The sequence below is a fragment of the Cupriavidus sp. 05T313 genome, from assembly GCF_056396665.1.
Genome location: NZ_JBFTLX010000004.1, coordinates 35,476 through 52,911 on the forward strand (window position 1 = coordinate 35,476; position 17,436 = coordinate 52,911).

The 17,436-nt window shown below is 68.2% G+C and carries 10 protein-coding genes; 3 read left to right on the forward strand and 7 right to left on the reverse strand.

What is annotated here, in order from left to right:
• Positions 1-6 precede the first annotated feature (6 nt).
• From AC1DKD_RS01800 to AC1DKD_RS01815, 4 genes are all read right to left on the reverse strand, one after another.
• Entirely contained in the window at positions 7-2,670 is a 2,664-nt protein-coding gene (locus AC1DKD_RS01800; RefSeq protein ID WP_477142866.1) for a circularly permuted type 2 ATP-grasp protein, read from the reverse strand.
• Positions 2,671-2,697: 27 nt separating this feature from the next.
• A complete protein-coding gene (locus tag AC1DKD_RS01805; RefSeq protein WP_477142867.1) occupies positions 2,698-6,243 on the reverse strand; it encodes a transglutaminase family protein in 3,546 nt (1,181 codons plus the stop codon).
• Positions 6,244-6,411: 168 nt separating this feature from the next.
• Entirely contained in the window at positions 6,412-7,152 is a 741-nt protein-coding gene (locus AC1DKD_RS01810) for a tetratricopeptide repeat protein (protein WP_441631034.1), read from the reverse strand.
• A 92-nt stretch (positions 7,153-7,244) separates the two neighbouring features.
• Positions 7,245-7,844: a MarR family winged helix-turn-helix transcriptional regulator gene (locus AC1DKD_RS01815; protein WP_441631032.1), complete on the reverse strand. Its 600-nt coding sequence runs from the start codon at positions 7,842-7,844 to the stop codon at positions 7,245-7,247.
• A 283-nt stretch (positions 7,845-8,127) separates the two neighbouring features.
• Between AC1DKD_RS01815 and AC1DKD_RS01820 the strand changes: the two genes are divergently transcribed.
• From AC1DKD_RS01820 to AC1DKD_RS01830, 3 genes are all read left to right on the forward strand, one after another.
• Positions 8,128-9,075: a tripartite tricarboxylate transporter substrate-binding protein gene (locus AC1DKD_RS01820; protein ID WP_051648081.1), complete on the forward strand. Its 948-nt coding sequence runs from the start codon at positions 8,128-8,130 to the stop codon at positions 9,073-9,075.
• 158 nt (positions 9,076-9,233) lie between these two features.
• Entirely contained in the window at positions 9,234-10,793 is a 1,560-nt protein-coding gene (locus AC1DKD_RS01825; protein ID WP_477142868.1) for a sulfatase-like hydrolase/transferase, read from the forward strand.
• A 161-nt stretch (positions 10,794-10,954) separates the two neighbouring features.
• The gene (locus AC1DKD_RS01830; protein ID WP_441631028.1) at positions 10,955-11,614 is read left to right on the forward strand and encodes a response regulator transcription factor; all 660 of its coding nucleotides are present in this window, start codon (positions 10,955-10,957) and stop codon (positions 11,612-11,614) included.
• Here AC1DKD_RS01830 and AC1DKD_RS01835 read toward each other — a convergent pair.
• The 3 genes from AC1DKD_RS01835 to AC1DKD_RS01845 form a co-directional block, all read right to left on the reverse strand.
• Positions 11,581-13,623, reverse strand: a complete 2,043-nt coding sequence (locus AC1DKD_RS01835) for a sensor histidine kinase (protein ID WP_477142869.1) — start codon at positions 13,621-13,623, stop codon at positions 11,581-11,583. The genes AC1DKD_RS01830 and AC1DKD_RS01835 overlap by 34 nt on opposite strands.
• A 136-nt stretch (positions 13,624-13,759) precedes the next feature.
• Positions 13,760-14,455 (reverse strand): two-component system response regulator KdpE, encoded by a 696-nt coding sequence (kdpE, locus tag AC1DKD_RS01840; RefSeq protein ID WP_441631024.1) that lies wholly within the window; start codon positions 14,453-14,455, stop codon positions 13,760-13,762.
• The gene (locus AC1DKD_RS01845; protein WP_441631022.1) at positions 14,445-17,360 is read right to left on the reverse strand and encodes a DUF4118 domain-containing protein; all 2,916 of its coding nucleotides are present in this window, start codon (positions 17,358-17,360) and stop codon (positions 14,445-14,447) included. Before AC1DKD_RS01845 ends, kdpE begins: the two co-directional genes overlap by 11 nt.
• Positions 17,361-17,436 lie beyond the last annotated feature (76 nt).

Sequence of the window (17,436 nt, forward strand, 5' to 3'; positions counted from 1 at the left end):
CCGCGGTCATGGCTGCACCCCGGCCCAGGCACCCGTCCCGGCCATGCCGGCATGGCTGAAGTAGCGCGCACTGATTTCGTCGGACAATTGCACCATCATGCTCGTCAGTTGCCCGCACAATTGCACCAGATTGGTGTATTGCCCGTCGGCATCACGCTCGCATAGCGCCTCCCAGCCAGGCAGCGTCTCCACCGTGGGCAGGAACTGCGGCAGCGGCAAACGCCCGGTGCCTGCCGGACTGGCCGGGGGCGTGACCTGGCCGAGCTTGACGCGCAGCCGCGCCAGCACGCCATAGAGCCCGCGCGGATTGGTGGGCTCGATCACGATCTGGTCGACCAGCGCCGGCACATCGGAGCGGCCGGGATAGAGCGCGCGGAAGGTCAGCGTGCTGTCGAACAGGTGCAGCACCAGGTCGAAGCAGGTCCGGTGCAGCAGCGCGCCGTTGTGCGCGAACACCTGCAGGAAGGTCGACAGCGTGGCCACGCGTTCGATATGGCGGCCGATGAACAGCAGGCGCCAGGCTTCATCCCGGGTCATGCGGTCGCCCTGGGCGCCGCTGATGGCGGCGAGCTGCATGCCCAGGTGATCCAGCGCCGCCAGCACGCGCGGCCGGTCGTAGTAGCCGGCGTCGCTGCCCGCCGCGCCCGGGCTGCCGCCACAAGCGGCCGCCATCGCGTCGCCGAAATCGTTGCGCGCGGCCAGGATGGTGCGCCAGTGATCGTTGGACAGCCGGTTGCGGATCTCGGTGGCGGCATGCACATGACTGGCCAGGTTCTGGCCCACGCTGGTCCAGCCGGCGTCTTCCGCCAGCGCGGATACCAGGCTGCGCTCGAACACGCGCAGCGAGGCCCGCGGCTGCGGGGCGCCGGTCGGCAGCAGGCCGCAGGCCTGCACCAGTTCGCCGATCACGTCGAGCGCGCTGTCGTCGCGGTCGTCGCTGCTCTCGATCGAGCCCAGCACTAGCCGGCACAGGCGCACATTGTTCTCCGCACGCTCGGCATAGCGGCCGGCCCAGAACAGGTTCTCGGCGGCGCGGCTCGATACCGCCAGCGGCTTGGGGGCTGGCCCCAGGCCCGTGCTGCCCATCGGGAACGGCGGCGGCATCGGCACCGGCTGTGCCGGCTGGCTCGACAGCACCCAGGTATCGACGCTGGACCCGCCGAGCTGCATCGAAACCGCCGGCTGCCCTTCTCCCGCGAGCCGGGTAAAGCCGCCCGGCATCACCTGCCAGCCGCCGCGCCCGTCGGCGATGGCGTAGACCCGCAGCATGGCCATGCGCGAGCCGATATGCGGGCCTTCCCAGCGCGGCGCGTGCGACAGCGGCAGATCGGCCTGGATGGTGAACAGATCGGGCACCTGCTCGATGCGCTCGCGCCAGTCGGCCAGCCGCTGCAGGCCGCGCTCCATGCCCAGCCGTGGCCCTTCCCACGGCTGCGCCATGCCGCGCGGATAGGTCGGCATCAGGAAGGCTTCGCTGAATTGCGCGAGCGCTTCCGCGCGCGCGGTGGCCTCGCCGCACCACCAGCTCGGCACGCCGGGCAGCAGCAACGGCTCGCCCAGCAGTTCGCGGGCGATGGCGGGCAGGAAACCGTGGATGGCCGGCGTTTCCAGGAAGCCCGAGCCGGGCGCGTTGGAGACCAGCACATTGCCCGCGCGCATCGCCTGCAGCAAGCCGGGCACGCCAAGCGTGGAGTCCTGCCGCAGCTCGACCGGATCGCAATAGGCATCGTCCAGGCGGCGCAGCACCACGTCGACGCGTTCCAGCCCGGCCAGGGTCTTCAGGTAGACCACGTCGTTGCGCACGGTCAGGTCCTTGCCCTCGACCAGCGTGATGCCGAGGTAGCGGGCCAGGAAGGTGTGCTCGAAATAGGTTTCGTTATAGGGGCCCGGGGTGAGCAGCACGATGTGCTTGCTGACCGCCGCCGCCATGCCGGCAGCGGATTCGGGCGCGGGTGGCTGCGCCGCGGGCTGCTGCGCCAGCGTGGCCACCAGTTGCGTGAACGCGGCGGGCAGGCGCCGCACGCGCAGCTCGCGGAACGCATCGGYGAACAGGCYSGAGATGATCAGCCGGTTYTCCAGCGCGTAGCCCATGCCCGAAGGCGTTTCCGTGCGGTGGGCCATGACGGTCCAGCCGCCCGCCACGGTATGCGCCAGGTCCACCGCGACGATATGCAGGAAATTGCCGCCCGGCGGCTGGTAGCCCTTGAGCGGGCGCAGGTAGCCGGGATGGCCGAAGACCAGGCCGGCCGGCAGCAAGCCCTTGGACAGCAGGGTCTGCGGCCCGTAGATGTCGGCCACCACGGCGTTGGCCAGCTCGGCCCGCTGGATCACGCCGCGCTCGATCCGCTCCCAGTCGTCCTCGGGGACCAGGAAGGGCAGCAGGTCCAGCGCCCAGGCGCGTGCGCCAGCCTTGTCGGCGTTGTCCGCGTACACGTTGTAGGTCACGCCGTTGTCGCGGATCTGGCGCGCCATGGCGGCGGCCTGCTGGTCGAGGCCGTCGATGCCTTCCTCGCCCAGCACCTGGAAGAAGCTCGCCCACGGCGCGCGCAGCCCGTCGCCGCACGCGCCCAGTTCGTCAAGGTGGCCGGGCGGCACCGGCCGCGCGCGGTGCATCACCGCGTCTGCCGCGGGGGTGGATTCATCGAAAGGCAGTGATGGCTGTTGAGGCACGGGGGCGCGGCTTGGGGGCGAGCCGGATCAGCGTTGCCGCAAATCCAGCGTGAACGGAAACTCGAGGCCGCGGCGGGGTTCCTCCACGCGCATCACGCCCGGTGTGTGTCCGAGTGTGAAGAAGCGTGTCAGGCGCCGGCTTTCGGCCTCGTAGGCATTGACCGGGAAGGTCTCGTAGCTGCGCCCGCCCGGATGCGAAACATGATACTGGCATCCGCCGATGCTGCGTCCCATCCAGGTGTCCACCACGTCGAAAGTCAGCGGCGCGTGCGACGCGATGGTGGGATGGAGCGCGGACGGCGGCGCCCAGGCCCGGTACCGCACCCCCGCCACGAACTCGCCCACGCGCCCGGTGGGCTGCAGCGGCACCGCGCGGCCGTTGACCGTAACCACGTGGCGGCTGTCGTTCAGGCCCAGCACGCGCACTTCGATGCGTTCCAGCGAGGAATCCACATAGCGCACGGTGCCGCCGGCGCTGCCCTCCTCGCCCATCACGTGCCACGGCTCCAGCGCGGCGCGCAGCGTCAGCGCCAGCCCGCCCGCCGCCAGTTCGCCCACGCGCGGGAAGCGGAACTCGAAATGCGGGGCGAACCAGGCGTTGTCGAAGGCGAAGCCSGCCTCGCGCATCTCGSCSAGCACGTCSTCGAAATCCATCTGSACGAAGGTGSCCAGCAGGAAGCGGTCGTGCARCTCGGTGCCCCAGCGCGTGAGCCGCGCGCGATACGGCTCGCGCCAGAAGCGTGCCACCAGCGCGCGCAGCAGCAGTTGCTGCACCAGGCTCATGCGCCCGTGCGGCGGCATCTCGAACGCGCGCAGCTCCAGCAGGCCGAGCCGGCCGGTAGGGCCGTCGGGCGAGTAGAGCTTGTCGATGCAGAACTCGCTGCGGTGGGTGTTGCCGGTGACATCGATCAGGATATTGCGCAACGCGCGGTCGACCAGCCACGGCGGCACGTGCGCGCCATTGGCGCCCGCCGCCCCTTGCGTGCCGCTCAGGCGGTCGAGCTGGTGCTGCAGTTCGGCAAAGGCGATCTCGAGTTCGTACAGCTGGTCGTTGCGTGCCTCGTCCACACGCGGCGCCTGGCTGGTGGGGCCGATGAACATGCCCGAGAACAGGTAGGACAGCGAGGGATGGTTGTGCCAGTACGCGATCAGGCTGGACAGCACATCGGGGCGGCGCAGGAAGGGACTGTCGGCCGGCGTGGCGCCGCCCAGCACGAAGTGGTTGCCGCCGCCGGTCCCGGTGTGGCGGCCGTCGAGCATGAACTTCTCGGTGCTGAGGTAGGTTTCGTGGGCGGCCTGGTAGAGAAACTCGGTATGGTCGACCAGTTCGTCCCAGTTGGCCGCGGGATGGATATTGACCTCGATCACGCCGGGATCGGGCGTGACCTGCAGCACCTTCAGGCGCACGTCGCGCGGSGGCGGGTAGCCTTCSAKCACGATCTTCACGCCCAGCCCGGCGGCGGTGGCTTCCACCGCCGCCAGCAGTTCCAGGTAATCCTCCARCACGGTCAGCGGCGGCATGAAAACATAGAGCATGCCGCGCTTGTCGCCAGCAGCCTTGCTCTCGGCCTTGGGGCCCGCGGCGCGGCTGGGGTGGCGCACCTCCACGCAGAGCGCGGTGCGGGTGATCCAGCCCGCGGATTCGCCGCGTCCGGGCACGCGCGCCAGGTCGGCCGCCTGGCCGCCGGGCGTGCCGGCACCGACGGCAATGCCCGCGGCCCTGCCGGCACCGGCAACTGCGCTCCTTGCCATCGCGGAGCCGGGTGCCGGGAAAGCCGCGGTGCTGGCGCGAATCCCGTGACCCTGGCCAGTCTCGGCGCCCGAGCCGGCAAGGCCCGGCAACTGCGTGCGCAGCTGTGCGCCGGTGGGTAGCGGCGAGCGTACCGCGAACGGGTCCTGGTCGAACTGCCAGGGGTAGTCCGCCTCGCTGACCCAGGGCAGGGCATCGAGCGGCAGGCGATAGCCCATCGGCGAATCGCCGGGCAGCAGGTACATGCGGTCGTCGCGGAAGAACCACGGTCCGCTGATCCAGCGCTGGCCGGACAAGGCAGGGCCATCCTCCTCGCCGGTGCGGCGCAGCGGCAGCACGTAGCCGGTCGGCCGCGACAGCCCGCCATCGAACACGCGGCGCAGGCGCATGCGCTCCATCTCGTCGTCCAGCCGCGCGTCCATGGGGTCGACGTTGACCGGCAGCCGGCGCTCGCGCCAGAGGTAATACCAGGTGTCTTCATAGCCGGGCTGCACAAAGTCCGGATTGAGGCCGAGCCGGCCGGCCAGGCTGTCGAGGAAACGCTGCGCGTCGGCCTCCGTGTAGTCGCCCGGCTCGCGCTCGTCGGCGAACAGCGACGGATCCTGCCAGCAAGGCTGGCCATCGGCGCGCCAGCAGATCGACAAGGCCCAGCGCGGCAGTTGCTCGCCGGGGTACCACTTGCCCTGGCCGAAGTGCAGGAAACCACCCTCGCCGTATCGGCCGCGCAGTTTATGCACCAGTTCGGTGGCATAGGCGCGCTTGGTGGGACCGAGCGCGTCCGTGTTCCACTCCGCGCCGTCGCGGTCCCTGACCGCGACAAAGGTAGGCTCGCCACCCATGGTCAGGCGCACGTCCTGCGCGTTGAGCAAGCGATCGACCTCGGCGCCGGTGGCGGCCACGGCCTGCCACTGCTCCTCGGTATAGGGCTTGGTCACCCGCGGCGATTCATAGATGCGGGTGATCGACATCTCGTGGTGAAAGCTCACCTCGCTCTCGTCCACCGCGCCGCTGACCGGCGCCGCGCTGCTGGGCTCGGGCGTGCACGCCACCGGGATATGGCCCTCGCCGGCCAGCAGGCCGGAGGTGGGATCCAGGCCGACCCAGCCCGCGCCGGGCAGGTACACCTCGCACCAGGCGTGCAGGTCGGTGAAGTCCACCTCGGTGCCGCTGGGGCCGTCGATGGATTTCACGTCGGGCGCCAGTTGCAGCAGGTAGCCGGATACGAAGCGCGCCGCCAGACCCAGGTGGCGCAGCGTCTGCACCAGCAGCCAGCCCGAATCGCGGCAGGAGCCCGCGCCGGATTCCAGCGTCTGCTCCGGCGTCTGCACGCCGGGCTCCATGCGGATCAGGTAGCGGATGTCCTCCTGCAGGCGCTGGTTCAGGCCCACCAGGAAATCGATGGTGACCTGCGGCGTGCGCGGGATGCTCTCCACGAAGGCGGCAAAGCGCGGCGTCGGCTCGCCCTTGACCATATAGGGCGCCAGTTCGTGCGCCAGGCCCGCCTCGTAACTGAAGGGGAAACGCTCGGCGTAGGGTTCCAGGAAGAAGTCGAACGGGTTGTAGACTGCCATCTCGACCACCAGGTCGACGGTGATCTTGAACCCGGTCGTGGGCTCGGGAATCACCAGCCGGGCCAGATAGTTGGCGAACGGGTCCTGCTGCCAGTTGATGAAATGCTGCTCGGGCTCGATACGCAGCGAATACGAAAGAATGGGGGTGCGGCAGTGTGGGGCGGGCCGGAGCCGTACCACTTGCGGCGAGAGTTTCACCGGCCGGTCATACCGGTAGTGGGTGACGTGGTTCAGTGCGACGTGCGTTGCCACTCGGGCCTCCCATTGCGCAGGTTTTGTGTTGTGCTTACAAGCAAGAGTTGTACCGCCCCGGGCTCGACGAGGCGCGGCTTCCTCCTTGATTACGCTCTGCTCCGGCCGGCGTCAGCCTGGCCGCGGCTACTCCACCTGATATGGCACCATGGCAATGCGACCGGGGCATTACATGGCACCGGCTCCTTTGGGATTGGCTTTCGCCTTGTCTTTCAGCCCCTGCTCCAGCAGCGAGCGCAGCTTGGCCAGCGCGCCGGGGTCTCCGTGCGAGGCGGAGCGGGCGTACCAGATCTTGGCCTGCTCGATGTCTTTTTCCACCACGCCGGGCTCGCCACGCTCGTAATAGCTGCCGACGATGTATTGCGCGCCGCCGTCGCCGGCGCTGGCGGCGCGGCTGTACCACTGGAATGCCTTGCCGTAGTCGCGCGCCACGCCGCGCCCGGTAAAGTAGTTCGTCGCCAGCTCGACCTGGGCCTGCACATGGCCGCCTTCCGCCGCGCGGCGGTACCACTCGTTGGCGGATTCCAGCGAGCGCGGCACCAGTTCGCCGTGCTCGTACAGCTCGCCAAAAGTGAACTGGGCGTGGGTCATGTCGTTGTCGGCGGCGCGGCGCAGCCAGACCAGCGCCTCCTGMGGGCGCACCGGCGTGCCCTCGCCGCGCAGCATCATCATCGCGTAATTGAACTGGGCCAGCCGGTTGCCCTGCTCGGCCGCCTTGGCAAAGTCGCGCAAGGCCGCATCGAAGGCGCCTGCGTCGTAGGCGGCCACCGCCTGGCGCGTCAGCGCTTGCGCCGGTGCGGGAGGCTGGGGCGCGGCAAGGGCAAGCGGGGCAGCGAGCAGGCAGGCGGGCACCAGCGCCGCGGCGGTGGCGGCGCGCAGCCGGGGCGAAAAGAGACGAACAAGCGGCATGGCAGGCTCCAGGCAGTGCACGCGCTGACTCCAAGTCTACAAGTGTAGGAGCAGGAAGTCGCAGGGTGCAGTCGGAAGCCAGCGGCCGGACCTTACGGCTGGCGCCACCAATCCTGGGGCAACTGCGCAGGCGCGGGTACGGTATCGGGCAGCGCTTGCGCCTGCGCCAGCAAGGTTTCGGCCTCGGCTTGCAGGCGGGACAGGCAACGCCCCAGCACCCGCGCCTCCTCCGGAGCCAGGCAGGCGGCCAGGCGCGCGTTGAAGGCCTGCGCCTGCGCAAAGGCCTGCCGGTAGACCGCCTCGCCCTCCTCGCTCAGCACGAACGCCGCCGCCCGCCGGTCCGTCTCGCGCGTGGCGCGCAGCACCAGACCACGCGCCATCAAGGCATGCACGGCGCGGCTGGCCAGCACCTTGTCCAGCCCGGCGCTTTGCGCCAGCTCCGTCAGGCGCGTGCCCGGCTGCTCGCCGAGGAAGGACAGCATGCGCCACTCGCGCCGGCTCACCCCGACCGCGACGCGCAGGTGATGCCCGCTGGCTTGCAGGGCGACACGGCTCAGGTGATAGAGGCGGTAGTTCAGGAAGTCGGCCAGCCGGGCGGGATGCTGCAGCGTCTCGCCGGCATCCCGTTCCCGTTCGTCCGCCAGCTCCCCGGCGTTCCCGCTGCCCTGCCTGCCCGTTTCGTCAGCGCTCATGCCGCATCCGCAAATTTAGTTGATTTTGTCAATTATATGGGTGGGTGTTAGCGTCTGTGCCGCTGCACAAGAACTGGCGAGCCGCATGGACAACGCAGCCGCCGGGGTACGGCCGGGCACCCGGCGACAAGGAACGAAACGCGCGGATCGATCCGCGAAACCCTTCTTTGGCTCACCACGACCGTATCGATAAATTGGCCGGCTTCCCGCCGATGCCGAACCAACAGGAGAATCCGTGAAACCCGCCAAACTGCTGCGCGCGCTAGTTCCCACCCTCGCCACCATGACCGTGCTGGCCGCCACCTGCCTGCCCAGCGCACCGGCCAGCGCCCAGAACGACCGTCCTCTGCGCATCCTCGTGGGCTACCCCGCCGGCGGCACCGCCGACCTGGCCGCGCGCCTGATCGGCGACAAGCTGCGCGACGAGCTCAGGCAGACCGTGGTCATCGAGAACAAGCCCGGCGCCGGCGGCCGCCTGGTGATGGACTACGCCCGCACGCTGCCCGCCGACGGCAACACGCTGGTAATCGCCAACTCGGCGGTAATGACCATCGCCCCGCTGGTCTACCGCAAGCTCAATTACGACATCCAGCGCGACTTCACCCCGGTGGCGCAGGCCGCCAACTTCCAGCTGGCGCTGGCCGCCGGCCCCGGCACGACGGCGAAGACGCTGAAGGAGTACATCGACTGGCTCAAGGCCAATCCTGCGAAGAACAACTCGTACGCGTCGCCGGCGCTTGGCAGCATCCCGCACTTCTTTGGCTTGCTGGTCGGCAGGCAGGTGGGCGTCGAGATGCTGCATGTGCCGTTCAATGGCTCGGCACCGCTGATGAATGCGYTGGTGGGCGGGCAGGTGCCGGCGTCGGTCGATACGCTGGCCGACCTGACCGAGATGCACCGGGCCGGAAAGATTCGCGTGCTGGCGAGTTCGGGAACGCAGCGGTCGGTGGCGCTGCCGGATGTGCCCACGTTTACCGAGCTTGGCTATAAGGATATCGAGGGCGTAGGCAGGTACGGCTTCCTGGCGCCGGCTGGCTTGCCGAAGGCGGCCATCGACCGGCTGAACGCGGCGATTGTGCACGCGGTGCAGTCAGGAGACCTGAAGGAGCGCTTCCTGAAGCTGGGACTGGAGCCGCTGACCGGGAGCGCGGAGCAGTTCGGGAAGGTGCTGGCGGCGGACGCAGGGCGCTGGGGGCCGGTGGTCAAGGCATCCGGTTATACGGGAGACTGAAAATCCCCCCAGAAAATATCGCCATGATTATTCATCAGATCAATATCATCTTCTTGACTGATGTAGTCATCGTCGAATCCCATTCTGTTATTTGTTGAGTTGATGGAATCCGGGTCGGGCGGCAATCGTCCGACCCCAGGCAGATCGTCAGGAAAGCCATGTCCACGAGAAACACCCTCTTCATCATGTGCGACCAGTTGCGTCAGGACCACCTGACCTGCTACGGCCACCCCACCCTGCGCACCAGGAACATCGACGCCCTCGCCGCGCGCGGCGTGCGCTTCACCAARGCCTTCGTCACCTCCGGCGTGTGCGGCCCGAGCCGCATGAGCTTCTACACCGGCCGCTACCCCAGCAGCCACGGCGCCACCTGGAATCGCGTGCCGCTGTCGGTCGGCGAAGTGACGCTGGGCGAGTACCTGAAGGACAGTCACCGCTCACTGGCGCTCGCCGGCAAGACCCACGTCATGCCCGACAACGCCAACATGAAACGCCTGCACCTCGACGGCGGCAGCGAGCTGGAAACGCTGCTGCGCAGCGGGCATTTTGTCGAAGTCGACCGTCATGACGGCCATCATGCCGAGCCCCGCGGCGCCTATGCCGACTGGCTGCGCCAGCAGGGCTACGACAGCGCCGATCCCTGGACCGATTACGTGATCAGCGCGGAGAACGCGCAGGGCGAGATCGTGTCGGGCTGGCAGATGCGCAATGCAGGCCTGCCGGCGCGCGTGGCGGAGCCGCATTCGGAGACGGCCTATACGGTAGGCCAGGCCATGCAGTACATCGCCACGCGTGGCGACGATCCGTGGGTACTGCATCTCTCGCTGGTCAAGCCGCACTGGCCCTATATGGCACCGGCGCCTTACCACGCGGCTTACTCGCTGGACGACTGCCTGCCGCTCAAGCGCCACGACGCGGAGCTGGAGGACCCGCACCCGGTGCTGGACGCATACCGCACGCAGGAGGAATGCGCCAACTTCATGCGCAGCGAAGTCTCGGACACGGTTCGCCCCGCCTATCAGGGGCTGGTGCAGCAGATCGACGACCGGCTTGGCGAGCTGTGGGAGCAGCTCGAACGCCTGGGCCGCTGGGAAGATACGCTGATCGTCTTCACCGCCGATCACGGCGACTTCCTCGGCGATCACTGGCTCGGCGAGAAGGAGCAGTTCTACGACACCGTGCAGAATATCCCGCTGATCGTCTACGACCCATCGCCCGACGCCGATGCCACGCGCGGCAGCGTCGATGCGCGCATGGTCTCCGCCGTGGACGTGGTGCCGACCRTGCTGGACGCCCTGGGCCTGCCGCCGGCCGACCATCGCGTCGAAGGCCGCTCGCTGCTGGATCTCACGCGCGCGCGCAGCGCCGGTCCGTGGCGCGATTTCGTGGTGTCGGAGCTGGACTACGCCTATCGCGGCGCGCGCGTGGCGCTGGGCCGGCACCCGGGCGAATGCCGAGCCTGGATGGTCCGCAACGCCCGCTGGAAGTATGTTCACTGGCAGGGCTTCCGCCCGCAGCTGTTCGACCTGGAGCGCGACCCCGATGAGTTCTTCGACCTGGGCGGGGATGCCGGCCATGAGCCGATCCGCTCGGCCATGCGGGGGCATCTGCTGGAATGGTTCTGCACGCTGAAGCCACGCACCACGGTCAGCAGTGCGGAAGTGGCGGCGAAGACCAATGTGTATAAGCAGGCGGGCGTGTTCTTTGGCGTGTGGTGAGCGGTCAGTTGTGAGCGGGCCTCGCAGCGGGGGCAGGGTCGATTAGGCAGAGATGCAGCCCAGGGGTTAAGATTCCACCCATTCTTACCGTAATATCGCAGGAGCAGGCTGAAACCTGCCCTGGCCACGATCATTTAAGGTAACCGCTGCAAGGTATTGGGATGGGCAATGTCATCTTGCTCGAGGATGAGATCGAGCTACGCGAGGAACTGGCGGCTTTCCTGCAAAAGCGCGGCTGGATGGTAAGCCAGGCAGGCAGCCTGGCGGAATTCCTGCCGCTGGCCGCGCAGGCGGAAATTGCCGTCATCGATGTCATGCTGCCCGACGGAACCGGTTTTGATGCGGCAAGCCGGCTAAGACAGGAACGGCCCGGCTGCGGCATCGTCATGCTCACGGCCCGCGGCGAATCGCAGGACAAGATCCACGGCCTGAACGGCGGGGCGGACCACTATCTGGTCAAGCCCGTCAAACTGCTGGAATTCGACGCCATCCTTCGCGCCCTGAGCCGCCGGGTGATTGCCAACTGGCGGCTCGACCGCCAGGCCTGCACGCTGGTCGCGCCGGCCGGAGACCGCCTGGCCGTCTCCTCCAATGAGAGCAAATTGCTCGAGATGCTGGCACGCAACCCGGCCCAGCCCGTCAATCGCCGCCAGATCGCCGAAGGCTTCGGCTTCGACTGGCTAAGCTACGACGAACGCCGGCTGGAAACCATGGTCAGCCGTCTCCGGCAGCGCTGGCGGAGCGAATCGGGAACTGAGTTGCCGCTCAGGACCGCCCACCGGAAAGGCTACACGTTCACCGCGCCCATCTCGCTGGCCTGATTGCCGGCCTGCAGGCCCGGCTGCGCCGACGGCAGGAAAATCCTCGCGCGACAGCCCTGCCCCGGCATGCTTTCCAAAGCCAATGTGCCGCCCYGCATTTCCACCATGCGCCGGGCCAGCGACAAGCCTAGCCCGGTCCCGGGCTTCTGCCCGGCATTCTGGCCGCGATAAAAGCGATCGAATATGCGCGGCAGGTCCGCCGGATCGATGCCCGGCCCGTTGTCCCGCACCTCCAGCTCCACGCCTGCGGCCACCAACCTGCCGCCCAGGACCACCCGGCTGCCCACGGGTGTGTACTTCACCGCATTGTCGGCCAGCGTGCGCAACGCCAGCCGCAACAGGCTGGCATCGCACAGGAAGGCCTCCGGCAAGCGGCTCCCGTCAACCTCCAGCTGGTGCCCCTCCGAAAGCAAACGGGCTGCCGCCGCGGCATCCTCCAGCAAGTCCGGCAGACTGGTGCGCGAAGGCCGGGAGCCATGCCGCAGCAGCTCGAAGCCATCCTCATGCAACGAGTCATTCAGCAGCATGGTCAGGCGCTGCGTGGCACGCAGGATCTTCTGGTACCGGGCCGAGGTCCGCGGATCATCGTGGGCATCGTCCAGGTCCAGGTTCTGGGCCGTCGCATCGATCACGGCCAGCGGCGTGCGCAGTTCATGCGACACCGTGGACAGGAACTGCCGCTGCTCTTCCTGCGCCCGGCGCTCCAGCGACAGGGACGCCTCCACCTGCGCCATGGCATCTCTGAGCGCCTGCGTGCGCAGGGCAACCTTGAGTTCCAGATCGCGCTCGGCCTGATGGGCCACGCGCAAGGCTTCGGCCTGCGCGGCTTCTTTTTCGGCCCGCATATCCGTGTATCGCCAGCTGATGGCCGAATTCATGATAAGCAGGAAAGCCACCATGCCCAGGTAGTTGGCGTTGTCGACGAACGAGCCGGGATCGATCCAGCCGACATTGCGCGCCAGGCGCAACACGGTGCCGCCCAGCAGGAGAACCAGGACAAACACCAGCACCCGCGCGGCCTTCTGGCCGCGCCAGGCCATCACCGTGGCAACGATCAGCTGTATCACCATGATGGCGATACCCCACAGCAGGGCCAGTGGACGTATCCACCAGACATTGTCCAGGAGCAGCCAGGATGCCGAAACCAGGGCCACACCCCAGGTCAGCAGGGAGAAGCCGACCGCCCAACGCCGCCAGGGCGCCTCGAACAGGCCGTGATAGTGCGCCGTGAACATGACGCCAAGTGGCGTCACGGAAAACCAGCTCAGCACGTAAAGGGTTTCGCTCGCAAGCGGCCATTCGCGCAGCAGATACTGATAGGTGAAACCTTCGGCGCCCAGCGAAATAAACAGATTGGCCAGCACGGTAAGACTGAACAGCCCGAAGGAAATATTGCGGGTCACCCAATAGAACCAGACGCTGGTGATCAGCAAGACCAGGTGCGCCGCGTAGAACAAGCCAAACAGAAGCAGTTCGGTGCCGATAAAGGAAATGAACGCTTCTGGCGACCACACCACCAGGGGAAAGCTCAGTGTGCTGGTACTGCGCACGCGCAGATACAGGGTGACCGGCTGGTCCGCCGGCAGGTCGAGCCGGAACACCGGGCTGCGGTAATTCACGTCACGCCCCGCGACCGGCTGCCTGTCGCCAGCCACCCGCTGCTCGTACCCGCCCCCACGCTGCGGCAGGAACAGGGTGACGTCGTCCAGCAGCGCCGAGCGCAACTGCAGCAGCCATATCGGTGCGGCTTGCGCCGGCCGCGTCAGGGTGATGCGCAGCCAGACGGTCCCCTTCACGTAACCAAGGGCGGGAGGCGAGTCCTGGGGCTGGAAGGCGGCCGCGGTCTCGGGCCGGGATAGCTGCGCCACGGTCAGCGCATCCTGCGGATCGCGCAGCAGTTCCCAATGCTGGCCAAGGGAGACCTCCCCCGACTGCGGCAAACGCACTTCCGCCCATGCCGCGGACTGGCCCACCCAGCACAAGAGAACAATCAGGAAGAGCCGAACCATTGCCCCCTCAGCTGGCGTTTGGYGGAAAGGGCATGACTATATCCCACCGCCGACCGGGCTTTTTCGCTTCCCCGGGCCATGTCAGCTTTTGTCAGTTTTTTCAGTGATTTCAAACCTGTTGCGTACGGCCGCCCTGTCACCCCACGAACCGGTACCCCACCCCCACCTCCGTCATCAGATGCGAAGGCTGCGCGGGATCGGTTTCCAGCTTGTGCCGCAGGTGCCCCATGTACACCCGCAAGTAATGGCTGCTCTCGGAATGCGCGGGCCCCCACACTTCACGCAGCAGCTCGCGATGCGTCATCACCTTGCCGCGATGCGCGATCAGTACGGCCAGCAGGCGGTATTCGATCGGCGTGAGATGCACGTCGTCGCCGGCGCGCGTGACTACCCGGTTGGCCAGGTCGATCCGCACTTCGCCAAAGGTAACCAGCGGCGTGCCTTGCGGATTGATCTTGGCATGCCGGCGCAGCAGCACGCGCACGCGCGCGATCAGCTCGCCCACGCCGAAGGGCTTGGTCAGGTAGTCGTCGGCGCCGGCATCGAGCGCGGCGATCTTGTCGGCTTCGCCGGTGCGCGCCGACAGCACCAGCACCGGTACTTCGGTCCAGGTGCGCATCTCGCGGATCAGCGTCATGCCGTCGCCGTCGGGCAGGCCCAGGTCGAGGATCACCACGTCGGGCTGGCGCGTGCCGGCATCGATCAGGCCGCGCTTGAGCGTCTCGGCCTCATGCACGGTGCAGCCCTCCGCCTGCAATGCCTCGCGCACGAAACGCCGGATATGCGGCTCGTCTTCGACCAGCAATACCGTGGGCGAAAATTCAAACGTCATTTCGGTTGGATTCCTTGTTTGCTGCTTCGTGCGCGAGCTCGGGCGGCTCCGGCTCGATCGCCGGCGGATTGCCGCGCGGCAGCGCCACCACGAATCGCGCGCCGGTACCCTGCGTGCCACCGGCACGCGCCACGCCGGCGCTTTCCACCCAGATGCGCCCGCCGTGCGCCTGCACGATGGCTTCGCAAACGGCGAGCCCCAGGCCCACGCCGGCGGTGGCCGACTCGCGCTCGCCGCGCGTGAATTTCTGGAAGATCGACAGCTCCTGTCCGCGCGGCACGCCGGGGCCGTCGTCCTCCACCACGAGCCGCACCTCCGCGTCAGCCACCTCGCCGGCAATGCGGATGCCGGTGCCCGGCGGCGTGTACTTGGCGGCATTCTCCAGCAGGTTGCACAGCACCCGCTCCATCAGCACCGCGTCGCACTCCACCAGCGGCAACGCCGACAGATCGGCCACCGACACGCGGTGCCGCGAGAGCGCGTCGCGCATGCCGGCCAGCGCCGCGCCCACCAGCTCTTCAAGCGATTGCCACTCCTTCTGCATGCGTACATCGCGGCTTTGCAGGCGCGCCATGTCGAGCAGGTTGACCACCATGGTACGCATGCGCAGGGCCTGCTCGCGCATCGCGTCCACGGTTTCGGACAGCGGCGGAGGCAGCGGCGGTTCGGTGCGCTGCATGGTTTCGGCCATGCCGATCAGGCTGGTCAGCGGCGTGCGCAGATCGTGCGAGACGGCGGCCAGCAGCGAGCTGCGCAGCCGCTCCGACTCCATCGACACCAGCGCCTGCTGCGCCACCTCCACATAATGCAGGCGCTCGATGGCGATCGCGATCAGCGTGGCGAACACATCGATCTGCCGGCGCCGCTCGGGCCGCGCGAAGGCGCGCCACTCCTGCGGCTCCACCGCCAGCACGCCGCGCGTCTGCATCGGCGCCTTGAGCGGCAGGTAGAGTACGGTGCTGCCCGGCAGCGTGTGGGTGCCGGTGCCTGCGGGCTGGCCATGATCGAATACCCATTGCGCCAGCACCGGGTCGATGGCGTCGCTGCCGCGCTGCGCGGGATCGATTACCGGCGGCATCAGCCGCCCCTTGGGCGACACCAGGAAGAACGCCGAACGCGCCCCCAGCGCGGCGTGCAGGAAGCGGCCGCTGATCTCGATGATCTGCTCTGGCATCAGCGCGGCGGACAACTCGCGCGCCAGCTCATAGAGGGTGCGGGCATCGGTCTCGCGCTCAACCGAAACCTGGGCCTGCTCACGCAGCCCGGCTGTCAGCTGGCCGATCACCAGGCCCACCGCCAGCATCACCACGAACGTCACCAGGTATTGCACGTCGCTGACCGCGAAGGACATGCGCGGCGGCACGAAGAAGAAATCGAAAGCCGCCACCGATAGCACCGAGGCCAGCGCGGCAGGGCCGCGGCCGTGGCGCAGCGCCACGCCGACCACCGCCGCGAGGAACAACATCGCGATATTGACCAGGTCGAACCAAGGCCGCGTCAGCGCCGACAACAAGCTGGCGCCGCCGCACCACGCAACCGCCCACAGGTAGTCGATGCGGCGCGCCACCGCGCTGCTGTCGTCATTGCGCGCCGGATCCTCGCGCACGTCGGCGCGCCCGGACACCGGTTGCGCACGGCCGCGCGTGTCGGCGCCCATGGCATCGGCGGCGACACGGATCACATCGATCTCCGGGCAGCCGAGCGCCAGCGAATCGGCAAAGCTATGGCGCCCGAACAGCCAGGCGCGCGCGCCCAGGAACGGCGACAGGCCCAGTGCCAGCAGCTCCCGCGCGCGCGCCAGCGGGCTGCCGCCACTATGGTGCCAGGTTCCTGGCGCACGCCCGACCACTACCTTGGTGAGATTGTGGCGCCGCACATAGCCCGCCACCGCCTGCACGATATCGCTGCCGGCCAGGGTCTCGGTGCGCGCGCCGAGCTCTTCGGCCAGCCGCATCGCCTCCTCGATGTTCGCGCGCTCCTGTTCGGCGAACCGCGCCAGCCGCGGCGTGGCCACCGTCACCACATGCCAGTCGCAATCGAGCTGCCCGGCCAGCCGGCGCGCGCTCTTGACCACCTGCGCCGCATCGTCGCCCGTGCCGATGCAGGCCAGCACCGCTTCGCGCGTGCGCCACACCGGGCGGATCGATTCGGCGTGCCGGTAGGCGCGCACATCGTCGTCGACGCGGTCGGCGGTGCGGCGCAGCGCCAGTTCGCGCAGCGCGATCAGGTTGCCCTTGCGGAAGAAGTTGCTGGCCGCGGTCCGTGCCTGTTCCGGCAGGTAGACCTTGCCGTCGCGCAGCCGCCGCAGCAGTTCGTCGGCGGGCAGGTCCACCAGGATGACTTCGTCGGCGTCGTCGAACACCGTGTCGGGCACGGTCTCCCACACGCGGATGCCGGTGATGCCGCCCACCGCCTCGTTGAGGCTGTCCAGATGCTGGACATTGACGGTGGTCCAGACATCGATGCCGGCCGACAGCAGTTCCTCGATGTCCTGCCAGCGCTTGGGGTGACGGCTGCCGGGCGCGTTGGAATGCGCCAGCTCGTCGACCAGGATCAGCGCCGGGCGCCGGGCCAGGGCGCCGTCCAGGTCGAACTCGTGCAGCACGTGGTCGTCGAGCTTGTGATGCGGCATGGCCTTCATCGGCAGCCGCTCCAGCCCCACGATCAGCACCTCGGTCTCGGCGCGACCGTGGGTTTCCACCACGCCGATCACCACGTCGCTGCCTTGCTCGCGCAGCGCCCGCGCGGCGGTCAGCATGGCGAAGGTCTTGCCGACGCCGGCGGAAGCGCCGAAATACACACGCAGCTTGCCGCGTGCGGCGCGCTCGCCCTCCTCCTGCATGCGTTGCAGCAAGGCATCGGGATCGGGCCGGCCGGGGGCGTCGCGCGTGGCGGTGTCAGGCATGGTGGGGGTCATTGCCCGGGAGAGGGATGGATACAAACGATTGTGCCACGCCTGGTGCGCAAGAACCGTTTGCCAT